Here is a 20,443-nt window from a genome sequence, read left to right on the forward strand (position 1 = left end):
CCCCCGTCCAAAAAATACAGCCGCACACCCTGAGTTCTTTGGACGATGGTAGAGCCATTTGAACTAAAAAAGAGAATGGGCCTTATTTATGCACCAATTGGAGATATTAAAGTTGAATTGGAGTGTCTATTTGGTTTAACCAAATCGGATGGATGAATAATCTTGGATTTACCCCCTGAAAGTTTAAGAAAGCCCGCCTATTGGCGAGCCTTTTGTAAGTCAGAGGTTGTTTCCTTATACTAATGACTAAAGTCTCCTGCAAAATGCTGGTTCGTTCCTATAGTATAAATAAAGGGCCGGACCCCTTCATCACTATATAGCATACCATTATTAATAATGACGCGGTATATAGTGTCTTGTAGAAGGAATCAGACCCTTTTGAGTCAGCCTCTGTTCAAAGATGCCAATTATGCTTCTTGTGCAACTGGATATACGCTTACTTTTTTACGGTCACGTCCGAAACGTTCGAATTTAACAACACCGTCTACTTTAGCGTATAGAGTATCGTCTCCACCACGGCCTACGTTCTCACCAGGATAGATTTTTGTTCCGCGTTGACGGTAAAGGATAGAACCACCAGATACGAATTGACCATCTGCACGTTTAGCGCCAAGACGCTTGGAGATTGAGTCACGTCCGTTCTTTGTAGAACCTACTCCTTTTTTCGAAGCGAAGAACTGAAGATCTAATCTTAACATTTGTTCCACCTCCTATTGGTTGAGGATAATTTTCATGTATTTACCATAATCACGTTCGATGGTTTGCAGCGATATGAGCATTCCGTTCAAAAGCAGCTGAACCTTCTCTTCCGATTCCGGCGAAAGGTTCCCCGGAATGGCGCAGCGAAGATAGCCGCCTTCTCGCCCTTGCTCAATCTCAGGCTCTACGTCCGTTAAGGACATGATGGCATTGACTGCCCCGAAGGAAACAGCCGATACACCTGCACAAACGATATCAGAACCTTTTTTAGCAAAATTAGCATGTCCGCTTAAGGTGAACGAAGCAATCCGTTCCTGCGGAGCATCAAATACAACTTTGATCATCTAGAATCAGCCCTTACGCGTTGATTGCTTCGATAACAACTTTAGTGTATGGTTGACGATGACCTTGTTTTTTACGATTGTTTTTCTTCGCTTTGTATTTGAAAACAGTGATTTTCTTTTGCTTACCTTGTTTTTCGACAGTACCTGTTACAGTAGCGCCTTCAACTAGTGGAGCACCGACTTTCACGTCTTCGCCACCTACGAATAAAACTTTGTCAAATGTAACAGTTTCGCCTGCTTCTGCGTTTAATTTTTCAATGTAAACCGCTTCGCCAGCTGCTACTTTAATTTGTTTACCGCCAGTTTCGATAATTGCGTACATACTTGCACCTCCTTAAATGTCTCAGACTCGCCAATCACAGGCGTTTTACCAAAAAGGCAAAAGCTTAAAACCTGATGTTGAGCGGTTGTAGCACGGGTGCTACAAACATAACATTAAAATCCTACCATGAAACAGGAAAGGCTGTCAATATATTTATAACAATTCCCGCTCTTCACTCGAAAGCCCGCCCGATTTCCTGAATGCTTCCGAATCGCTTGATGGAATAGGCATTCGTCAAACCTGGGATAAAAGACAGGAATATCTTCTTAGCGATCAATTCCTCCAATGCCGGCCGATATGATTCCTTTTCACCAAGCAGCACGTCCGCCACCGCTTTACTGACCTCCACCCATACCGCTTCATCATCCGTCTTCCTGTGTTCCAGCAGTTCACGTTCCAACCGGAAGGCCACCGTTTCCGGGCTCTCGATTTTACCGCTTCCACTGCACACAGGGCAGGACACCGTCGTCATTTCACTTAAAGACGGGGAGGTTCGCTTTCTCGTCATTTGTAAAATGCCCAGTTCCGTAAAACCGATGACCTGGATTCGCTTCTCATCCCTCACCGCTTCCTTTTTGACGATTTCGATGATTTCCTGCTTATGCCGGGACTGGTCCATATTGATGAAATCTATTAGGATGATTCCGCTGATATTCCTCAATCTCAGTTGACGGGCGACCTCTTTCGCCGCAGCCTGATTGACCGCAAACAATGTTGCTTCCTTCGCCACCTTGCCGGTGAACTTACCTGAATTGACATCGATTACGGTGAAAGCTTCCGTTTCTTCAAAAATTAAATATCCGCCATTATCAAGCCAAACGATTTTCTTGGCCATTTTCTCAACTTGCGCTTCCACATTCCATTCGGAAAAAATATTCTTGGTACCCGCTACATGGGATATTTCCCACTCCTTACGGTTTTCCTGTATCCACTTTTTCAACTCGCGATAGGCCTCAAAGTCATCGATGGCAAGTTCCCCGTTCGCCGTTCCCGACATTTCGGAAATGATCATATCAAGGTATGCGTCCCTTTCATAGAGAAGGGACGGGGCCTTTAGGGACGCAGCCTTGACTTCAAGCCCTTTATGGAGCTCCCGCAATCCAGTTAACCTGTCAAGGAAGACCGATTCACTTTCGTTCTCCATCGAGGTGCGGACAATCAGTCCCTCATCAGGATTTTTATGCTGCATGGCCGTTTCCCGCCATTGCTTCTGAAGATCGTCGTTTTTGAATTTCTTTGAAACACCAACATAATCTATTCCATGTATGTAAACGAGGGACTCCGTTGAAAACTCGATCAGCCCCGTCAATTTAGCTCCTTTTGTTCCCGTTTCATCCCGGGTCACCTGAACTAGCAGCTTTTCTCCCTGACGGATAAATTGACCGATGGGTGCTTTCCCATCACTTTTTTTTGTAAGCTGGAAGGAGGGAATCTCGTCACGGTGTAAAAAACCATTCTTCTCTGCACCATAATCAATGAAGGCGGCATCCATTCCCGGCAGCACCTTCGTCACCTTCCCAAGATAAATATTACCGACCGTACTGCGCTTTTGAGGCGGCATGATTTCAAGTTTACGTAAAACACCATTCTCAAGGACGGCCACTCTTTTTTCGCGTGAAGCTAGGTTCGCGATCATTTTTTTCATCAAAAAAAATCCTCTCCTCAATTTGAAGAAAGGATAACATATTTAATAAGAATATAATAGGTCGCCGATTTTCCCGTTCGTCATTTTCTCCGAAAAATAGGCGTGAAGGATTTCCGTTTCATCCAACGAGCCGCTCTCTTTCCCGTTTTTCATGATGATGACGGGGTGTTTACAGCCGCGTTGAAACAGTTCCAGCACTTTATAAATCGGTTCTTGTGAATCCACCGATATCGGCTTCAGTTTCGCCAAATCATTCGTATGCCCGTAATGGCGCTGCAAAAGAAATCGGATGAACGCGTAATACCTCTGCCGCCATTCCATGACGAGTGAGAGACTTATGAAAAAGATGATGAGCCAGATGTTCAAATTGAGCGGATCCAGTATGATCCAGGTCAAAAAAGCCAGGACAGCGAATACTGCAGAAAAGTGAAGGGTATGCTTCTGCGCTTCCAAAAAGGTGCAGTATAAGGAAATACCGATGAATAGCAAGCGTCCCCCGTCCAAGGGCCAAATTGGCAGTAGATTAAAAATCAGCAGCATGAGGTTCATATACAAAAAGGGCTGGTACAGCTCATATGGGATAATAGTGAAGAAATAGAGCAAAAAAGCTGCGCCAATGAGCCAAACATGTTGAAGCGGACCGGCAAGCACCACCGCCAAATCCTCCTTCAAACTCTTATTTCCATACTCCTCAGTCTCGACTGCCCCGCCAAAAGGAAGCAGCTGGATTGACTTTATCCGCCATTTGAAGTGCTGGGCACAGACAGCATGCCCCATTTCATGAATGAAGACGATGAGCAGCAGCATCATCATTTCAACGAAATGGGCTGTGAGGATGGCGATGCCAATGACAAACCACAGTGTCGGGTGCACCCTGATTTTAAACAGTAACTTCGCATATTCACTCAAAGGAAATCACCTTTTTAGGATCGACGAAAGCATCATTTTCTTTTATCGCTAAATAAAATCTGCCCTTCGATCCATCTTCACTTAGTGTAACCTGTCCGACTTCATTGCCCTTTTTAACGAACTCATACAATTTCACATCAATTTCTTTCAGCTGCCCATACCAAGATTCAGTTTTATTGGCATGCTGAATGACTACCGTCTTTCCGATCCCCTCCTTTTCACCGGCAAAAATGACGACCCCTTCATTAACGGCCTCGACCTTTGAGCCTTTGCTCGTTTCCAATATGATTCCCTCACCGTTCGTCTCGAAGTTTTGGGTAATCTTCGCAGAAGCTGGCATTGCATATTCCTCATTCGAATCAACAGTTTCCGTTTTGGCTTCATTCGGTAAAAAAGCGATTGGTTTACCAAACGCACTTTCGTACCAATTGGAGATTGAAGCGAACTGAAATTCCTTGTTCATGTTCTCCGTGACAAAACTCCTGGCAGGGTCCAGCCGCACAGAAGGGTGTTTGAACATCACCGCAACTATCAGGAACAGGCATACACTGGCAAGGATTTTAAAGAAAAAATATTCTTTCTTGAAGAGCGGATGATCTTTCTCGGAATACCCGTTATATGAATCAACCCCATATGGTTCCTCATTGTTGATTTCCGTCCAACTGCTGCTTCCTGCCGGCTTATCATTAAACTTGCGTCTCTTGGCAATACGATTTCGGATATCTTTCCTGCGATCATCCATTCCAGATTCCCCTCCCTGCTCATGTCAAAGCGCTATATTACAACGTATGAGCAACTTGTCCAGACTATGACGGAGAAAAGATATTCTTTCTGCACATCCTGAAAAATTTTTTCCAATGAAAAATCATCAGGAAACTAATGAATTTCCAAGGTGATTTCTGTATCGATTCAGAAAATCTAATAATTGAGATTGATATTGTTCCCTGAAATTTGTTATAATAAAGTGGTTTTAACATTATTGAGGGGGAACATTTTTTTATGTCAATCGAAATAGGCAGCAAAGTACAAGGTAAAGTAACAGGTATCACTAATTTTGGAGCATTCGTAGAATTACCAGGAGGCTCAACAGGTCTTGTGCATATCAGTGAGGTAGCAGATAGCTATGTAAAAGACGTAAATGACCATCTTAAAGTAGGCGACCAAATTGAAGTAAAAGTGATTAGTGAGAAAGACGGAAAAACTGCCTTGTCCATCAAAAAGGCTATAGATAGACCCGAAGGGCAAACCTCTTCTTATACCAAACGCCCACCACGCCAAGGGGATAGCCGTTCTAAAGATTTTCGTTCAAAAGGTAATTTCCAACCAAAGGAAAATTTCGAAGATAAAATGGTGCGCTTTTTAAAGACTAGCGAAGAAAATTTATCGACTCTTAAACGCAGCACTGAATCAAAACGCGGCGGCAGAGGCGGAAGACGCGGATAACCCGCTGCATTTTAGCATATAGAACAGGCAAGCCGGGATACGGCTTGCCTTTTTTATTTATTTTCATGAAGTTCCGTGCAAAAAAAAAGCGAGGGCATCAAATGCTCCCCGCTTCTTGACAAAAGAATATAGATTTACCGCACGCTAAAGAATTTTTTCAACTTGGACATGAAGCCCTTTGGTTCGCTGCCAATTGGAGTCAAGGGCACAGATTCACCAAGGATCCTTCTGGCAATGTTCCGATAGGCAAGCGAGACTCTATTGTCCGGATTGTAGGCAATGGGTTCCTTTTTATTCGCTGCCACAATGACCTGGTCATCATCAGGAATGACGCCGATCAAATCAATCTTAAGAAAATCGGCAACTCCATCGATATCCATTTCTTCATCCTCATGAAGCAAATGGCCGCGAATCCGGTTGATGATCAATTGAGGCGGTTCAATATGCTCTTCTTTTTCAAGCAGGCCAATAATACGGTCAGCATCCCTTACAGCCGGTCTCTCTGCCGTCGTAACGATAATCGCCTTGTCTGCCCCAGCTATGGCATTCCTGAACCCCTGTTCGATGCCTGCAGGGCAGTCAATGATGACATAATCATAGTCAGGCTTCATATCGCTTATGAGTTTCCTCATCTGCTCTTCATTCACCACTGTTTTATCACTATTTTGCGGAGCTGGAAGCAAATAAAGCAAATCCTCGAAATGTTTATCCTTAATGAGCGCCTGGTGTATCTTGCAGCGCCCTTCGACCACATCGACCAAATCATAGATGATGCGATTCTCCAATCCCATGATCACATCCAAATTCCGAAGACCAATATCCGTATCAATCAAGCAAACCTTCTTGCCTAGAAGAGCTAAAGATGTTCCTAAATTGGCGGAGGTGGTCGTTTTCCCGACACCACCCTTACCGGATGTTATAACTATTGCCTCTCCCACGATTAGAGACCCCCTTCTAATCTATTTAAATTAGGTCTATATTTCTTTAAAACTTGCAGTTTTTCTATAATGATATTTTCTTCTTCATCCATGAAGGCACATTCCAAGTCATGTCCCCATTTTGAGTATTGATCAGGAGATAAGTTCACTTGTCCGGCAATGCGCAGCTGGGCAGGCTTCATGACAGAGGCAGCTATGATGGCCTCATTATTCCCTTTATATCCGGCATGGGCTATTCCCTTTAGCTGTCCCATGATATATATGTTGCCACCCGCACGAACCGTTCCGTCGGGATTGACATCCCCAATTAACAGTAAGTCACCGGGAACTTCAAAAACCTGTCCCGACCTTATCACCTTTGTCACGGTCGTCACTTGGTTTTCATCTTTCCATCGTTTCGCTTCATCCTTCGTCAGGACATTCGAAATCATCTCAACCACGAAAAGCTTCTTCTTTTTATGGATGACCTCTTTAATCTTTTCTTCTTGTTGTTCATCAAGATAGCGGTTCCCTGTATGTACTTTTACGGAAATGGACGGGTCATTTTCTTGAAACTGATAGTTTGCCGAAAGCTTCACTTCTAACTCTTTCAATAATTCGGAAAATGAGCAAGAATCATCGAGATGAAGCATAAACCCGTCTTTTGTTCCCTTAATCATGACATTTTGCTGAATTCTTTTATTCATGACGTTTGTTTCACCTCAATGAAATATAATTCGACATAGGAAAACAAATTTCCTTTTTTTACGTACACGGAAAAGAGAAAATACATTTCCCACCTGCTTCTTAAAGACACAGGAACGTTATTCCGTTTCTCCTTGCAAATCAAGCATTTCAATCATTCTTTTTAAAGGATAGCAGCTGATGATAATGAATGCGAGATTCAATAATAATGTCGGAATCAATCTCCGTTCCGCAAATTCACCAAATCCCATATCTGCAAATGATAGGATGATATTCATCTGAAAGATGACAACCTCTAAAACTGCCGTGAATAAAAGCGCAGTAAGGCAGGCAACCAAAATATTATTTTGGAGGATTTTCATGCCTTTCGATATCAGATAGGCAAGAAAAGGCAGCAGGAACATGTAAATTCCAAGGATTTCCGTATATACGACATCATAAGTCAACCCAAGAATCGCCCCATAAAGCATACCCATTTTCCTGGACCCATACATGGTCAGGAAAAAAACGAATATCATCATGAAATGGGGCACGACGATTTTATCGGCCCCGAATGCATCTCCAGCGAACATCTGGGCGAAGATGCTTTCAAAAACAAAAAAAACCAAGGCTATGAAAGAAAGGATGAAATATCTCACTCAGCTTCATCCTCCCCTTCACTTTCTTTCGGTACACCGTCCACTTCACGCTGAACGACCATGACATTATTAATATCATAAAAATCCGTCGAAGGTTCGATATATGCAGTCTGGTTCAATCCATATTGATCCACTTTGACATCGACAACTTTCCCGATCAGCAGACCTTTCGGAAAGATTCCTCCATAACCGGATGTGATGACCAATGAATTTTTCTTGATCTTTTTATCGTAAGGAATCCGTTTCATCAGCAAAAGGTTCTTCTTATCATCGAACCCTTCAATCAAGCCATATGCTTTATCATCACCCTGAACGATGGCTGAGACACGGTTGGCTTTATCGATCGAACTTAAAAGTTGAACCGAGGCCGTGAAATCCGTCGCCGATTTCACCTTACCGACTAACCCATTGGAAGTGATGACAGCCATGTTTTTTTCTACCCCATTACGCTTCCCTTTATTGATCGTCAGCATTTCATGCCAGCGGTCGGGATTACGGCCGATGACCGTCGCCTGAGTGGGCGAATACTTCCGCAGGTCATCTTCTTTTTTGAGGTTGTCGCGAAGTTCTTCATTTTCTTCCTTTAAATCTTGGACTTGGGTTTTCAATAATACATATTCATCCAAGCGGGCTTTCAATTTTTTGTTTTCATCGTATGTATGTTGAAGGTCTTTTAAGCCCCCTACAAAACCTGTTATACCCGATACTGGCTTATTAAACACATTTCCGACCCAGCCTGTCGTATCTTTCAGGAATTGCTCCGGCCAGGTCAACTCTTCTCTCTCCCTTAATGAAAAACCGATCAATGCCACGAGAACGATAATACTAACGAGCAAGAGAAGGAGCTTTTTATTAAAAAACTGTGGCATGGTGATTACACCTCTATCTAAAATTTACTCTATGGTTTTTAAAATTACACTATGGATTTAATGAAACAGCAAAACATAAGAAAACCGGCTCAAAAATGCACCTTTTGTTGAGCCGGCCCTATTTGAGAAGTAATGCTTATCGCGAATCTCTTGATTTAGTCTTGAATAAATGAATGTGGTCCAGCGCTTTTCCCGTTCCGATCGCAACACAATCCAGCGGATTTTCAGCGATGATCACCGGCATTTGCGTTTCTTCACTGATGACTTTATCCAAATTGCGCAGCAAAGCACCCCCGCCTGTCAGTACAATGCCTCTGTCCATGATGTCAGCGGCTAATTCAGGTGGTGTTTTCTCTAAAGTGTTTTTCACGGAATCCACAATTGCAGAAACGGTGTCGCTTAATGCTTTGGATATTTCCTCAGCTGTAATTTCAATCGTTTTTGGTAATCCAGTCAATAGGTCACGGCCGCGAATTTCCATGTTTTCGACGCCTTCCGTGTCTCCAGCAGAACCAATTTCCATTTTGATCGCTTCAGCAGTACGCTCACCGATCATCAAATTGTAGTTCTTACGGATGTAGACGATTATGGCATCATCCATTTCGTCACCGGCAATACGGATCGATTGGCTTGTAACGATTCCGCCAAGGGAAATGATGGCCACTTCCGTCGTCCCTCCGCCGATATCGACGACCATGCTGCCTGTAGGCTCCCAAACGGGAAGGTCCGCACCGATCGCTGCTGCAAACGGTTCTTCGATAGGATATGCGTCACGGGCTCCAGCTTGTCTTGCTGCATCGATGACTGCACGCTGCTCAACTGCCGTAATTCCAGAAGGCACACAAATCATGACATATGGCTTGTTGCCGAATACGCCCTTCTTTTGCGCTTCCTTCATATAGTACTTCATCATGGTAGCCGTCGTTTCATAATCGGCAATTACTCCATCCTTCATCGGGCGCAGGGCAACCACGTTACCAGGTGTACGGCCGATCATGTTTTTCGCATCGTTTCCGACTGCAACGATTTGCTTTGTATCTGTTTGCACCGCTACAACCGATGGTTCACGTACAGCGATGCCTTTTCCCTTCACATAGACAAGCGTATTCGCCGTGCCTAAATCAATCCCTATATCTCTTGCTCCAATTCCAAACATTATGGTATCTCCCTTTCGTAAACAAAAATGCCTTTTTATAAGTTCAAATAATAATTTGTCGTTTTTTGACAATAAGAGTTTTGAAAAAGTTTCCTCTTTTAAAAATCATAAACAATATTATATCGTATCGTCAAAAAATTTGATAGTGTCATAAATAACCTTTTTCCTTCAAGCTAACATATTTATGTTCCCCGATGATGATATGATCCAATACTTCAATGCCGATTATTTTACCACATTCGACTAACCTTTTCGTCACTTCAATATCTTCTCTGCTGGGAGAGGGGTCTCCGGAGGGGTGGTTATGAAGACAAATGATAGAGGCAGCTGACCTTTTGAAAGCCTCTTTAAAGACCTCGCGCGGATGCACGATCGAGGCATTGAGGCTCCCGATGAATACCGTAGTTTTTTGTAGCACTTGATTTTTCGTATTTAAATAGAGACAGACGAAATGTTCCTGTGATAAAAACCGCATTTCCTCCATGCAATAATTAGCTCCATCTTCAGGAGACCGAATCACATAACGGTCTTGGTCATTCAAATTGTTAATTCTCCTGCCAAGTTCGACAGAGGCCAGGATTTGTATCGCTTTTGCTTCTCCAATCCCTTTAATCACGGTCAGTTCTTCCACTGAGGCTTCTTTTAGCAGGCGTAGGCCCTTGAAGGAATTGATGAGCCTGCCGGATAGTTGCAGGACTGATTCTTCCCTTGATCCCGTCCTCAATAGCAAAGCAAGCAATTCCTGATTGGAAAGACTTTGCGGCCCGTCCTGGAGAAACCTTTCGCGCGGCCTCTCTTCTTTCGGGTAATCCCGTATTAACATTTTTTCGCTCAAAAGATCAACCCTTCCTTAGAAAAGGGAAGATGCCAGGGGAAATCAGATTATCCTAACTCTTCCTGCATCGCTTTAAGTTCCCGGGCCAGTCTTGAGACCGGAAGCCCGACGACTGAGAAATAGTCCCCTTTGATTTGTTTGACAAGAAGGGATCCGTATCCTTGAATCCCATAGCCGCCAGCTTTGTCAAAAGGTTCCCCGCTATCCAGATATCGTTCGATTTCAGCTTCTGGCAGCTCCCAAAATGTCACTTCCGTTTTTTCTGCGAATACTCTGTGATGCTTTCCGAACAGGATGGCGACACCTGTGTATACTTCATGTGTCCGTCCTGATAAAATTTCCAGCATTCTTTTTCCATCCGCCCTGCTTACCGGCTTACCCAAAATCTTACCATCAAGGACAACAACGGTATCCGAGCCGATTACCCAGCTTTCCTGAAATTTTGCTGCGATGGCTCCCGCTTTACGGGATGCCAGTTCTTTCACCGCTGCATCAGGACACATGTTTTCATCAATACTTTCATCAACATTGGAATTCATGCTTTCAAAGGGGATTTGAAGAAATTGAAGAAGTTCTTTACGACGTGGTGATGAGGAAGCTAAAATCAATGGCTGCATAATATAAAAGTCACCTTTCTTTACATAGGGAGATACATATCTATCCTATCAAATAATGATGCAATCCACAATTATTGTTTACTAGGAATCGACAAATCCCTGTAAGTATTTCCCGGAAAATAAAAAAGGTGTCACAGATGGTTTCATATTGGGAGGCTTGTCCCATTAGGCAGCCCCCCTTTTTTCTTTACTTTTGGTAATTCAATAAAAAATTCAGAAGACTTTCTTGGGCCTGGAATAGCTTTTCTTCATTTTTGGAAGTCTCATATTCATCAATCGACTTTGCCGCAGCAGTCAGGTCATCGTTCATCTTTGAAAACGCCGGCGATAATTTCCCCGCCTTCAGTTCATCCATGTTTTTTTTCAGTGTTTCCCCGTTTACCGTCCCTGCCTTTCCGCGAAGCTTTGTTGCGGATGTTTCTGCCAACGAAGCATATACTGACTTCATCTTGTCGAGGGTTTTTTCATCTTCTTGGCTTGTCCCGGCCGCTTCAAAATTGATTTCCTTCCAATATACATCCACATCATATGACTTTAAGAACAAGGCCAATTCTTTACTTGCAGCTAGACTCTCTGCCGATCCCAGAAATAGATAATAGCTTTCTTCCAATTTGAAGATTTCAGCAGGAACCTGCTTTTCAATGATTTTCTTTTGAATTTGCCTTGCCGCATCCTCGCTGCTGAATACTCCACCCTGTACAAGGAATGTCTTCAGCTGGTTTCCCGGTTCGGTCACTGCCGCTTTTTTATCTTCAACAGTGGCTTCGGTTGGAATCGGGGTCTCGACCGAAGATACTTCGGCTTTTTCCTTTGTTATCGTTTTAACGGCGATCAAGCCAAGAATCGACCCAAAAAACACAGCACAAATGACTGCAATCATGAATGTCTTGATCGGTCTTTTATCCGAGCTTTTCAGTGACCCGGTACCAAAACCGATGAGCTTCGGCATTTTCTTCTTTGGCGGTGTGGGTACCAATACGATCTTGCTTTCATTTGAATCCTCAGGGAGTATCCATTCGAAACTCTCATCAGTTTGTTCCTGTTCCTGCTCCTTACTCGCCGCCTCTTGACTTTCAATTTTTTTATCGGCAAATACTTTTTCTTCCCCATTTATTTTAATCGTTACACCCTTGCTTTGTTCCGGCTTGCCCAATTTTTTTCCTCCCCTCCAGATCATTTTTTTCATCCTATCATAGAGGTAAAAAAAAATAACAAGACTTTTGTCGTCTTGTCATTAATAGGTTTCGTCAAATTTCCCGATTCATATATGGGTAACAAAAAAGGAATTCCAGGCACTGGTACTATTGCTTCATGAAACCATTCCATATCACCTCTCACGAATTACATACATCCCTCCATCATTTCATAATCTCTTGCCGTCAAATGGGGATGGTTCCCTACTGAGCTATTGTTCAGGTGATTTTTGACAAATTCCTCTTGGCTCAGCATGGCCCTTTAAGCTCATCTTAAAAATGATACATACCAATGTAATAGCGAATCGCCCCAAAAATAAGCAGTCAATGTCCCAAAAACGATATACGGTCCGAAAGGAATAAGGGTTTTCTTTTTTAAGATTCCGGTCAGCAACCCGATGATGCCAAGCAATGCCCCATAAAAGCACGCAAAAAGCAAAGATAACAGCACCATCTTCATTCCCAATACGAAGCCTATCACTGCAAACAGCTTGATATCACCGCCACCCATGCCACCCTTACTCACGACCGCGATTGATAACAGCAGGCTAAAGCCAACCGCTGCCCCGACAATTGAATCCCACCAGGGCGTCAGTGGAAACGAGACTCTTAAAACAATAAAAATCACTATAAAGAAAAGCAGTATTTTATCGGGTATGAGCATAAAGGCGACATCAGTCACGAAGATGATCATAAATAATGAAATCAATATCCAGCCAACCAAAAGTTCGCCCGACCAGCCAAGGAATATCGGAGCAGAGGCAAACAAAACACCGGTCAGCATTTCCACGGCCGGATAAAGGGGGGATATCCTTGCTTTACAGCCCCGGCATTTACCGACTTGCAACATATATGAAATAACCGGTATCAACTCGAAGAATGTCAATGTACGCCCGCAAGAAGGGCAGGCGGAGCGACGATTCGCGAATGAATGACCAGCTGGAACACTTAAACCGACAACGTTAAAGAATGAGCCTAAAATTAAGCCCAATACGAAGAGATAGATATGGATAGCCATCATTTATACAAAGTGCATGAGGATTCGATTGCCTTTCTTTGAAACCCTGATATAAAAGTCCCTTCCGCTATGTAATTAACCATTGGGTTCTTCATGCTCATCCCTCCCGTCATTTTATTAAGCAGATCCTACTATTCAACATTCATATGGAATGCAATATATAATCATATTTTAACAAATAAACTGGGTGATTTGTTATCAATCACTCTATTGGAGTTATTTCTTTTCAAGAGGCTCTTTAACAAGAGAAAAGGACCTTTGAAAGGGTCCTTTCAGACTGTAGACAAACTAATAAAAATCGAGTTTGTCTACAGTATTTTTTGGCTTGTACAAATTTGGACGTTGATTGGAACGTAGGCACTCGCTTTCCGCGGGCGGTCCGCCCTCGGCGCACTTGCGACTGTGGGGTCACCCTTGGACTCGCTATTCCCGCAGGAGTCTCGTACACCCGCTCCAATCAACTATGTTTAAAATTTCAGATGGAACTCCTTTTGCCTATAGTCTATTTTGTTTTAAAATAAACTATTAAAACCTGAGGTGATGTGGATGCTTTCGAAACATGATTCTATTCAGCGAGACCAACTTGAAATGATTACTTTAGATCAACTGGTGCCGGCGAATCATTTGGTTCGTAAAATTGAGGCTGCCATTGACTTCACTTTCATTTATGATTTGGTGAAAGATATATATTCAGAGATAGGAAGCCCAAGTATTAATCCAGTTATATTAGCCAAACTGACTTTCATTCGATTTACCCTCGGTATTCGTTCAATGCATAAAGCAATTGAAGAAGTTGAAACAAATATGGCTTACCGTTGGTTCTTAGCTTTGGTTTCCATTGCCTCATTGCGGTAATGCACATCCTTTAGGCATCTTCTCTGATTAGGAACTCCCTCACAAGTGAAAGGAAATGAAGGGACCCTGTAATGACAAGAATCTCTTTATCCCCCGTTTTCCTTCTGCCTTCCGTTATCGCCGCCTGCCAATCCTTGTTTATACTTTTATTGGGATGACTGCATTTTTCATAAAGCGTTTTCGCATCCGCCGCCCGTTCATGGTCGAATTCGGTAATGATGATTTCCATTGCCCCCGTTTCCAGTCCATGAAGCATCTCGGAATAGTTTTTATCTTTAAATGAGCTGAATACGAATCGGTACTTATAGTCGGGGTAATGCACTTTTAGCGTTTCCTTCAGTACGTCGATGCCGGCAGGATTATGTGCACCATCAATGATCACCAATGGCTCATCCGATATTTTTTCGAAGCGTCCATCCCATTTCGCTGCACCTATTCCTTTAAGGATGCTTTTTTCATCGATATTTTCCATCCCTACTGTGACAGCAGCAATGGCCAGTGCCGCATTCTCCATTTGATGACGGCCCAGCATCCGCATTTCCACATTTTCAATCGACCTATCGGCAAGCGCAAATGAGAAACTTTGCCCACGTTCACTTCGCTTCATATTGCAAACACGAAAGTCTTTCCCCAATTGGTAATAAGGTACGCCTAAAGCTGACGCTTTTTCTTCAATTACTTTTGCGGGTTCCCCGGCTGTGACTCCGCTGATGACCGGCGCTCCGCTTTTTATGATGCCTGCCTTCTCAAAAGCAATTTCCCCAAGTGTGTTACCCAGGATGTTCGTATGTTCCAAAGAGATCGAGGTAATGATCGAAAGAAACGGCTGGATGACATTCGTTGTGTCAAGCCTGCCTCCCAAACCGGTTTCCATCAAAACCAAATCGACTTCCTTTTTGCTAAAATAAGAGAATGCCATTGCAGTCAAAATTTCGAACTGGGTGGGACCATTCCCCTTGCTGTCCATCTCATGGATGATCGGCCAAAGCTTCCGAAAGACATCGATGAAATCCTGATCACTGATTTCATCCTCATTCACCTTCAGCTGTTCATTCATCCGGATTAAATAAGGAGATGTGAAGGAAGCGACCCGAATCCCTTGGGCAAGCAGAATTTCTTTAATATATTGCAGTGTCGATCCTTTCCCGTTGGACCCCGCAATGTGAATATACTTTAGCTCCTTGTGCGGGTCGCCTAATTCAGTTAACAATGTTTCCATCCGTGACAGGCCAAAATTCATGCCCAATCGAACTTGGCGCCGTTCAAAGAATTGATTGATTTCTTTCATGGTTGTAACCATTATCGTGGAGCCTCCTCTTTCTTTATACCGCTCTTATGCGTTAAGATTATTTTATCAATATATGTACGATTAACCTAGATGAAAGGTAGTGTTTTACCATGAAAACTTCAGATTTCCACTGTTGGATTGTCGTCAACGGCTATTTACAGCATGATAAGTTTTCCAGTTTAGCTTTGTTCATTAAAGAGGCGGCTGAAAGGAAAGATATCATGGCAACCCTTATCCGCAATTCAGATCTCATGCCCATAATCGAAAAAGGAGTGCCGCTGCTTAAAGGAACCTTTGATAAGCTGCCGGATTTTGTTCTGTTCATGGATAAAGACATTCATTTGGCGCGCCATTTGGAATTGCTCGGCATCCCCGTATATAACAGCAGTGCAGCAATCGATATATGCGACAGCAAAGCAAAAACACATCAAGCCTTAACAGGGCATGGCATACCGATGCCGAAAACCATATTTCCCCCTTTTACGTACGAAGGGATTGAAAGGGTCAATATGGATGCTTTCATCCAAATCGGCAATGAACTCGGGTATCCTCTTATCGTTAAGGAAGCATACGGTTCTTTTGGGGAACAAGTATATTTAATCCAAACAGAGGATGAGTTACTGAAGACGATCCGTGATCTTGGCCACAAACCTTTTATCATCCAGGAATTCATCGAGCACAGTAAAGGTCGGGATATTCGCGTGAATGTCGTGGGCAATCAAGTCATAGCAGCGATGCAACGTCATTCCGAGCAGGACTTCCGAGCTAATATGACTGCCGGGGGGCAGGCTGCACCATATATACCCACCAGTGAAGAAGCACAACTTGCCATTCGATGTGCGCAAATTCTGGGTGCCGACTTCGCTGGCGTCGATTTGCTGTTTGGTGAAGAAGGTCCGCTTCTGTGCGAAGTGAATTCAAATTCGCATTTATTGAACATTTATGAATGTACTGGCATCAACATCGCCGATAGCATGTTCGATTATATCTTGAAAGAAATAGGAAAAGGAAGTGCATCTGATGAAAAAACAAGCAGGCTGGTTGATTTATAACCGTGAGGATGCCTTGAAAAATAAAGGATACATAGATTGGATGCTTGACGAAGCCAGTAAGCTTGATCTTGATTTACACTTTCACTTTCGGGAAGACCTTAGGATCGGACATCGTTTCAACAAGTTATATGTTGAACATGAAATGCAGCCAATTTCATTGCCGGACTTTGCCATCGTCCGGACCATCGATCCTTTTTTCACTAAGCAACTTGAGCAATTGGGGATTGCTTGCTTTAACTCCTCCTTCGTATCGGAAATCGCGAATGACAAAGCAAAGACGCATCAATATTTGTCCTCACTTGGGATTCCAATGGCCGATACCGTTTATTGTAACGGAAGGCCGAGTGCCGATGACATGGAGCTCCCTTTCATTGCTAAAGAAACTAGCGGCCGCGGCGGGAAACAAGTATTTCTAATCGAGCATGCCGATGATCTTGCCCAGCTGAATGATGGGAATTGGATAGTTCAAAAACCTGGCTTATTCGGTAAAGATATCCGCGTTTTTGTAATTGGAAAAAAAGTGAAGGCTGCTGTACTCAGGGAATCCGCTTCCAGTTTCAAGGCAAATTATACGCTGGGCGGATCGGCTTCGCTATATGAGCTGACTGCATCTGAATTAGCCCTTGTTGAAAGAGTAATGAGTTCATTTGATTTCGGCCTGGTCGGTATCGATTTCATATTTGCCGAAGATGGCAGCCTCATGCTGAACGAAATTGAGGATGTCGTCGGGAGCCGGACATTAAGTGCACTAAGTGATATGAATATCGTATGGGAGTACTTTACATTCATAAAAGAAAGCATATCCTCTTCTTAAATAGCATGTAAACAGAAAAAGGATGAACCGGCTTCAAGCTGGTTCATCCTTTTGTTTTACAGTTGTTTCAGTTCGCTGATCCTGTGGATTACAGAGTCGCGTTTTTCGCTATAGTCTTTTTCCTTGGCACGTTCTTCTTCGATGACGCTTGCCGGCGCCTTTTTAACGAAGCCCTCGTTGCCTAATTTTTTCTGTACACGCTCAACTTCTTTATTAAGTTTGTCGAGTTCTTTTTCAAGACGTTTCACTTCTTCGTCAATATTGATCAGTCCTGTAAGCGGAAGGATTAGTTCTACGCCAGTTACGACAGCTGTCATGGCTTGAGCAGGCTCTTCGACTTCGATTCCGATCGTCAATTGTTCAGGATTACAGAAACGCTCGATATAGCTGCTGTTTTTCTGTAATGTCGCTAAGATGGCCTCATCTTTCGCTTTTAAAATTAAATTGATTTTTTTGCTTAACGGTGTGTTCACCTCAGCACGGATATTACGGACGGAGCGGATGATTTCAACAAGCAGCTTCATTTCCTCGGCTGCAGCTGTATCTGTCAACTCTTCATTCACTTCCGGCCAAGCGGCAACAGTGATGGACTCACCTTGATGCGGTAGGTTCTGCCAGATTTCTTCGGTAATGAATGGCATGAACGGGTGTAACAATCTCATTGTGTTATCCAGTACATACGCCAAGATCGAGCGCGTCGTTTTCTTAGCCGCTTCGTCTTCTCCATATAGCGGAAGCTTCGCCATTTCAATATACCAGTCACAGAAGTCATCCCATATGAAGTTGTATAGCACACGGCCCACTTCACCAAACTCATAACGGTCCGCAAGTCTGGTTACGTTAGAAATCGTTTCATTCAAACGCGTCAAGATCCATTTATCGGCTACAGACTTCTCACCGCTTAAATCGATTTCGTCATACGTCATGCCATTCATGTTCATCAAAGCAAAACGTGATGCGTTCCAAATCTTATTGGAGAAATTCCAAACTGCTTCGACTTTTTCCGTACTATAACGAAGGTCCTGGCCTGGCGAGCTGCCCGTAGATAAGAAGTAACGCAGGGAATCGGCACCGTATTGATCGATGACATCCATCGGATCGACACCATTGCCTAGCGATTTACTCATCTTGCGCCCCTGTTCGTCACGAACCAGACCGTGGATCAGCACATCTTCAAATGGTCGTTCACCTGTGAACTCAAGTGCTTGGAAAATCATCCGCGATACCCAGAAGAAAATGATATCATAGCCTGTCACAAGTGCCCCGGTTGGATAGTAACGTTGGAAATCAACACTGTCCTTGTCAGGCCAGCCCATAGTCGAGAATGGCCATAATGCCGAGCTGAACCATGTATCAAGGACATCTGTATCTTGTTCCCAGTTTTCAGCGTCCGCCGGCTCTTCATGACCTACATACACTTCACCTGTTTCTTTATGGTACCAGGCGGGAATGCGGTGACCCCACCAAAGCTGACGGGAAATGCACCAGTCGCGGATATTTTCCATCCAATGCAGGTACGTTTTCTCGAAACGGTCCGGTACGAAATGAACTTTTTCCTCATCGGTTCCTTTTTGAAGCTCAACGGATGCATCAGCCAGCGGCTGCATCTTAACGAACCATTGCGTCGAAAGATACGGTTCAACAACAGCACCGCTTCTCTCTGAATGGCCTACTGAGTGAAGGTGATCTTCGATTTTGAAGAGTACTCCTTCTTCCTGAAGGTCCTTGACGATTTGCTTACGGCATTCAAAACGGTCCATGCCTTCATATTTACCGGCCTTTTCATTCATCGAGCCATCTTCATGCATGACAAGGATGCGCTCCAAGTCGTGACGGTTCCCGATTTCGAAGTCATTCGGATCATGTGCAGGAGTAATTTTGACCGCGCCTGAACCGAATTCCATATCGACATAATCATCACCGACAATCGGGATTTCCCTGCCTGTAATTGGCAAGCGGACCTTTTTGCCGATCAAGTGTTTATAACGGTCATCTTCAGGGTGTACAGCAACAGCAGTATCGCCAAGCATCGTTTCTGGACGGGTGGTGGCAATTTCAATTTCACCCGATCCGTCAACCAATGGATATTTCATATGGTAAAATGCGCCCTGCACATCTTTGTAAATGACCTCGATATCGGATAACGCCGTTTTCGTTGATGGATCCCAGTTGATGATGTATTCGCCGCGATAAATCAAGCCCTTGTTATAAAGCGAAACGAACACTTCGCGCACTGCTTTTGAAAGACCTTCATCCAGGGTGAAGCGTTCACGGGTATAATCAAGTCCAAGACCTAGCTTTGACCATTGTTCACGGATATGGCTCGCATATTCCTCTTTCCATTTCCATGTCTCTTCCACGAATTTTTCACGCCCAAGGTCATAACGGCTCACGCCATCCGCACGAAGTTTCTGTTCTACTTTCGCTTGAGTGGCAATACCGGCATGGTCCATGCCAGGTAACCATAAAACATCATAGCCTTGCATCCTTTTCATGCGTGTCAATATATCTTGAAGTGTCGTATCCCAAGCGTGGCCAAGATGCAGCTTACCTGTAACGTTAGGCGGCGGGATGACAATCGTGTATGGTTCTTTTTTATCGTCACCCGTCGTTTCGAAAAACTTTCCATCAAGCCACCATTTGTAGCGGCCTTTCTCTATCGTCTGCGGATCATATTTAGTCGGCATTGAAATTTGGTTCTCTTCCATATCATTTCCTCCTTTTGGGCATAAAAAAAACTTCCATCATCTCAAAAGGACGAAGGAAGTTGTTCGCGGTGCCACCTTTTTTCCGAAAAAGAAAAAAATCCCTTTCGGCTCTCAAATCGGATAACGGCTCTTCACCGGCCTTCGCTACTAAAAAGTTCACGAAGACTGCTCGCGGACGACTTCGGATGCTGCTGCCTGGAAACCTCGCACCAATTTGGTTTCCTCTCTGAAAAGTGCATTTCATCTTACTATTTCCGGTCTTTGCATTGATTTATATTCATATGTAAAAACATTGAATGCATATAGTATATAGTACAAAAAACATGGGGTTCCAGTCAATCATCTTTTCGCTTACTTACTCAGGAATCATCCCATTTGATGCATTCATGTTCATTTTCTTTATTTTATCCTCCAGA

General features: G+C 43.6%; 20 protein-coding genes, 1 pseudogene and 2 other annotated features. Of the genes and pseudogenes, 4 read left to right on the plus strand and 17 right to left on the minus strand.

The window, feature by feature from the left end; translation table 11 throughout:
• Positions 1-407 precede the first annotated feature (407 nt).
• The 6 genes from rpmA to NYE65_RS04450 form a co-directional block, all read right to left on the minus strand.
• The gene (rpmA, locus tag NYE65_RS04425; RefSeq protein ID WP_048688955.1) at positions 408-698 is read right to left on the minus strand and encodes a 50S ribosomal protein L27; all 291 of its coding nucleotides are present in this window, start codon (positions 696-698) and stop codon (positions 408-410) included.
• A 12-nt stretch (positions 699-710) separates the two neighbouring features.
• On the minus strand, positions 711-1,043 hold the full coding sequence (locus NYE65_RS04430) for a ribosomal-processing cysteine protease Prp (RefSeq protein ID WP_048688952.1): 333 nt from the start codon (positions 1,041-1,043) through the stop codon (positions 711-713).
• Positions 1,044-1,056: 13 nt separating this feature from the next.
• The gene (gene rplU, locus NYE65_RS04435; RefSeq protein ID WP_034308849.1) at positions 1,057-1,365 is read right to left on the minus strand and encodes a 50S ribosomal protein L21; all 309 of its coding nucleotides are present in this window, start codon (positions 1,363-1,365) and stop codon (positions 1,057-1,059) included.
• 13 nt (positions 1,366-1,378) lie between these two features.
• Positions 1,379-1,462: a sequence feature (ribosomal protein L21 leader region), on the minus strand.
• 75 nt (positions 1,463-1,537) lie between these two features.
• Entirely contained in the window at positions 1,538-3,010 is a 1,473-nt protein-coding gene (locus NYE65_RS04440; RefSeq protein WP_340862085.1) for an Rne/Rng family ribonuclease, read from the minus strand.
• Between the two features lie 42 nt (positions 3,011-3,052).
• Positions 3,053-3,919: a M50 family metallopeptidase gene (locus NYE65_RS04445; protein WP_034308855.1), complete on the minus strand. Its 867-nt coding sequence runs from the start codon at positions 3,917-3,919 to the stop codon at positions 3,053-3,055.
• Positions 3,912-4,661 (minus strand): M23 family metallopeptidase, encoded by a 750-nt coding sequence (locus NYE65_RS04450; protein WP_340859936.1) that lies wholly within the window; start codon positions 4,659-4,661, stop codon positions 3,912-3,914. The genes NYE65_RS04445 and NYE65_RS04450 overlap by 8 nt, the downstream gene beginning before the upstream one ends.
• A gap of 257 nt (positions 4,662-4,918) precedes the next feature.
• On the opposite strand from NYE65_RS04450, the gene NYE65_RS04455 reads away from it, so the two are divergent.
• On the plus strand, positions 4,919-5,362 hold the full coding sequence (locus tag NYE65_RS04455; RefSeq protein WP_034308861.1) for a S1 domain-containing RNA-binding protein: 444 nt from the start codon (positions 4,919-4,921) through the stop codon (positions 5,360-5,362).
• Positions 5,363-5,496: 134 nt separating this feature from the next.
• Here NYE65_RS04455 and minD read toward each other — a convergent pair whose 3' ends face one another.
• From minD to NYE65_RS04500, 9 genes are all read right to left on the minus strand, one after another.
• A complete protein-coding gene (gene minD / locus NYE65_RS04460) occupies positions 5,497-6,300 on the minus strand; it encodes a septum site-determining protein MinD (RefSeq protein ID WP_034308862.1) in 804 nt (267 codons plus the stop codon).
• A gap of 2 nt (positions 6,301-6,302) precedes the next feature.
• On the minus strand, positions 6,303-6,986 hold the full coding sequence (gene minC, locus NYE65_RS04465) for a septum site-determining protein MinC (protein WP_096337837.1): 684 nt from the start codon (positions 6,984-6,986) through the stop codon (positions 6,303-6,305).
• A gap of 117 nt (positions 6,987-7,103) precedes the next feature.
• Entirely contained in the window at positions 7,104-7,622 is a 519-nt protein-coding gene (mreD, locus tag NYE65_RS04470; protein ID WP_268590999.1) for a rod shape-determining protein MreD, read from the minus strand.
• On the minus strand, positions 7,619-8,491 hold the full coding sequence (gene mreC / locus NYE65_RS04475; RefSeq protein ID WP_034308869.1) for a rod shape-determining protein MreC: 873 nt from the start codon (positions 8,489-8,491) through the stop codon (positions 7,619-7,621). The genes mreD and mreC overlap by 4 nt, the downstream gene beginning before the upstream one ends.
• Positions 8,492-8,627: 136 nt before the next feature.
• On the minus strand, positions 8,628-9,647 hold the full coding sequence (locus tag NYE65_RS04480; protein WP_034308871.1) for a rod shape-determining protein: 1,020 nt from the start codon (positions 9,645-9,647) through the stop codon (positions 8,628-8,630).
• Positions 9,648-9,795: 148 nt separating this feature from the next.
• A complete protein-coding gene (gene radC, locus NYE65_RS04485; RefSeq protein ID WP_053537324.1) occupies positions 9,796-10,470 on the minus strand; it encodes a RadC family protein in 675 nt (224 codons plus the stop codon).
• A 59-nt stretch (positions 10,471-10,529) separates the two neighbouring features.
• Positions 10,530-11,099, minus strand: coding sequence for a Maf family protein (locus NYE65_RS04490; RefSeq protein WP_340859937.1), 570 nt, complete (start codon positions 11,097-11,099; stop codon positions 10,530-10,532).
• A gap of 187 nt (positions 11,100-11,286) precedes the next feature.
• Positions 11,287-12,252, minus strand: coding sequence for a hypothetical protein (locus NYE65_RS04495; protein ID WP_340859938.1), 966 nt, complete (start codon positions 12,250-12,252; stop codon positions 11,287-11,289).
• 308 nt (positions 12,253-12,560) lie between these two features.
• The gene (locus tag NYE65_RS04500) at positions 12,561-13,313 is read right to left on the minus strand and encodes a prepilin peptidase (protein WP_340859939.1); all 753 of its coding nucleotides are present in this window, start codon (positions 13,311-13,313) and stop codon (positions 12,561-12,563) included.
• Between the two features lie 543 nt (positions 13,314-13,856).
• Here NYE65_RS04500 and NYE65_RS04505 point away from each other — a divergent pair.
• Positions 13,857-14,135 (plus strand): annotated as a pseudogene (locus tag NYE65_RS04505) (transposase); the annotation flags it as partial.
• 40 nt (positions 14,136-14,175) lie between these two features.
• Here the strand turns inward: NYE65_RS04505 and NYE65_RS04510 are convergent.
• Positions 14,176-15,465, minus strand: a complete 1,290-nt coding sequence (locus tag NYE65_RS04510; protein WP_340859940.1) for a bifunctional folylpolyglutamate synthase/dihydrofolate synthase — start codon at positions 15,463-15,465, stop codon at positions 14,176-14,178.
• A 98-nt stretch (positions 15,466-15,563) separates the two neighbouring features.
• Between NYE65_RS04510 and NYE65_RS04515 the strand changes: the two genes are divergently transcribed.
• Both NYE65_RS04515 and NYE65_RS04520 read left to right on the plus strand, forming a co-directional pair.
• Positions 15,564-16,505 carry an ATP-grasp domain-containing protein gene (locus tag NYE65_RS04515; protein WP_340859941.1) on the plus strand — a complete coding sequence of 314 codons (942 nt, stop codon included), beginning with the start codon at positions 15,564-15,566 and terminating at the stop codon, positions 16,503-16,505.
• Positions 16,474-17,319, plus strand: coding sequence for an ATP-grasp domain-containing protein (locus tag NYE65_RS04520; RefSeq protein WP_340859942.1), 846 nt, complete (start codon positions 16,474-16,476; stop codon positions 17,317-17,319). Before NYE65_RS04515 ends, NYE65_RS04520 begins: the two co-directional genes overlap by 32 nt.
• 56 nt (positions 17,320-17,375) lie before the next feature.
• Here NYE65_RS04520 and NYE65_RS04525 read toward each other — a convergent pair whose 3' ends face one another.
• Positions 17,376-20,027 (minus strand): valine--tRNA ligase, encoded by a 2,652-nt coding sequence (locus NYE65_RS04525; protein ID WP_034308891.1) that lies wholly within the window; start codon positions 20,025-20,027, stop codon positions 17,376-17,378.
• A gap of 42 nt (positions 20,028-20,069) precedes the next feature.
• Positions 20,070-20,298 (minus strand) — a binding site (T-box leader).
• Positions 20,299-20,443 lie beyond the last annotated feature (145 nt).

Origin of the sequence: Peribacillus sp. FSL R5-0717, from assembly GCF_038002945.1 — a bacterium.
Taxonomy (GTDB): Bacteria; Bacillota; Bacilli; order Bacillales; family DSM-1321; genus Peribacillus; species Peribacillus frigoritolerans.

Bases quoted from the DNA above. Each gene is read 5' to 3' on its own strand.
- rpmA (WP_048688955.1), bottom strand. From the start codon at position 698: ATGTTAAGATTAGATCTTCAGTTCTTCGCTTCGAAAAAAGGAGTAGGT.
- NYE65_RS04430 (WP_048688952.1), bottom strand. From the start codon at position 1,043: ATGATCAAAGTTGTATTTGATGCTCCGCAGGAACGGATTGCTTCGTTC.
- rplU (WP_034308849.1), bottom strand. From the start codon at position 1,365: ATGTACGCAATTATCGAAACTGGCGGTAAACAAATTAAAGTAGCAGCT.
- NYE65_RS04440 (WP_340862085.1), bottom strand. From the start codon at position 3,010: ATGAAAAAAATGATCGCGAACCTAGCTTCACGCGAAAAAAGAGTGGCC.
- NYE65_RS04450 (WP_340859936.1), bottom strand. From the start codon at position 4,661: ATGGATGATCGCAGGAAAGATATCCGAAATCGTATTGCCAAGAGACGC.
- NYE65_RS04455 (WP_034308861.1), top strand. From the start codon at position 4,919: ATGTCAATCGAAATAGGCAGCAAAGTACAAGGTAAAGTAACAGGTATC.
- minC (WP_096337837.1), bottom strand. From the start codon at position 6,986: ATGAATAAAAGAATTCAGCAAAATGTCATGATTAAGGGAACAAAAGAC.
- mreC (WP_034308869.1), bottom strand. From the start codon at position 8,491: ATGCCACAGTTTTTTAATAAAAAGCTCCTTCTCTTGCTCGTTAGTATT.
- NYE65_RS04480 (WP_034308871.1), bottom strand. From the start codon at position 9,647: ATGTTTGGAATTGGAGCAAGAGATATAGGGATTGATTTAGGCACGGCG.
- radC (WP_053537324.1), bottom strand. From the start codon at position 10,470: ATGTTAATACGGGATTACCCGAAAGAAGAGAGGCCGCGCGAAAGGTTT.
- NYE65_RS04490 (WP_340859937.1), bottom strand. From the start codon at position 11,099: ATGCAGCCATTGATTTTAGCTTCCTCATCACCACGTCGTAAAGAACTT.
- NYE65_RS04500 (WP_340859939.1), bottom strand. From the start codon at position 13,313: ATGATGGCTATCCATATCTATCTCTTCGTATTGGGCTTAATTTTAGGC.
- NYE65_RS04510 (WP_340859940.1), bottom strand. From the start codon at position 15,465: ATGGTTACAACCATGAAAGAAATCAATCAATTCTTTGAACGGCGCCAA.
- NYE65_RS04515 (WP_340859941.1), top strand. From the start codon at position 15,564: ATGAAAACTTCAGATTTCCACTGTTGGATTGTCGTCAACGGCTATTTA.
- NYE65_RS04520 (WP_340859942.1), top strand. From the start codon at position 16,474: ATGAAAAAACAAGCAGGCTGGTTGATTTATAACCGTGAGGATGCCTTG.
- NYE65_RS04525 (WP_034308891.1), bottom strand. From the start codon at position 20,027: ATGGAAGAGAACCAAATTTCAATGCCGACTAAATATGATCCGCAGACG.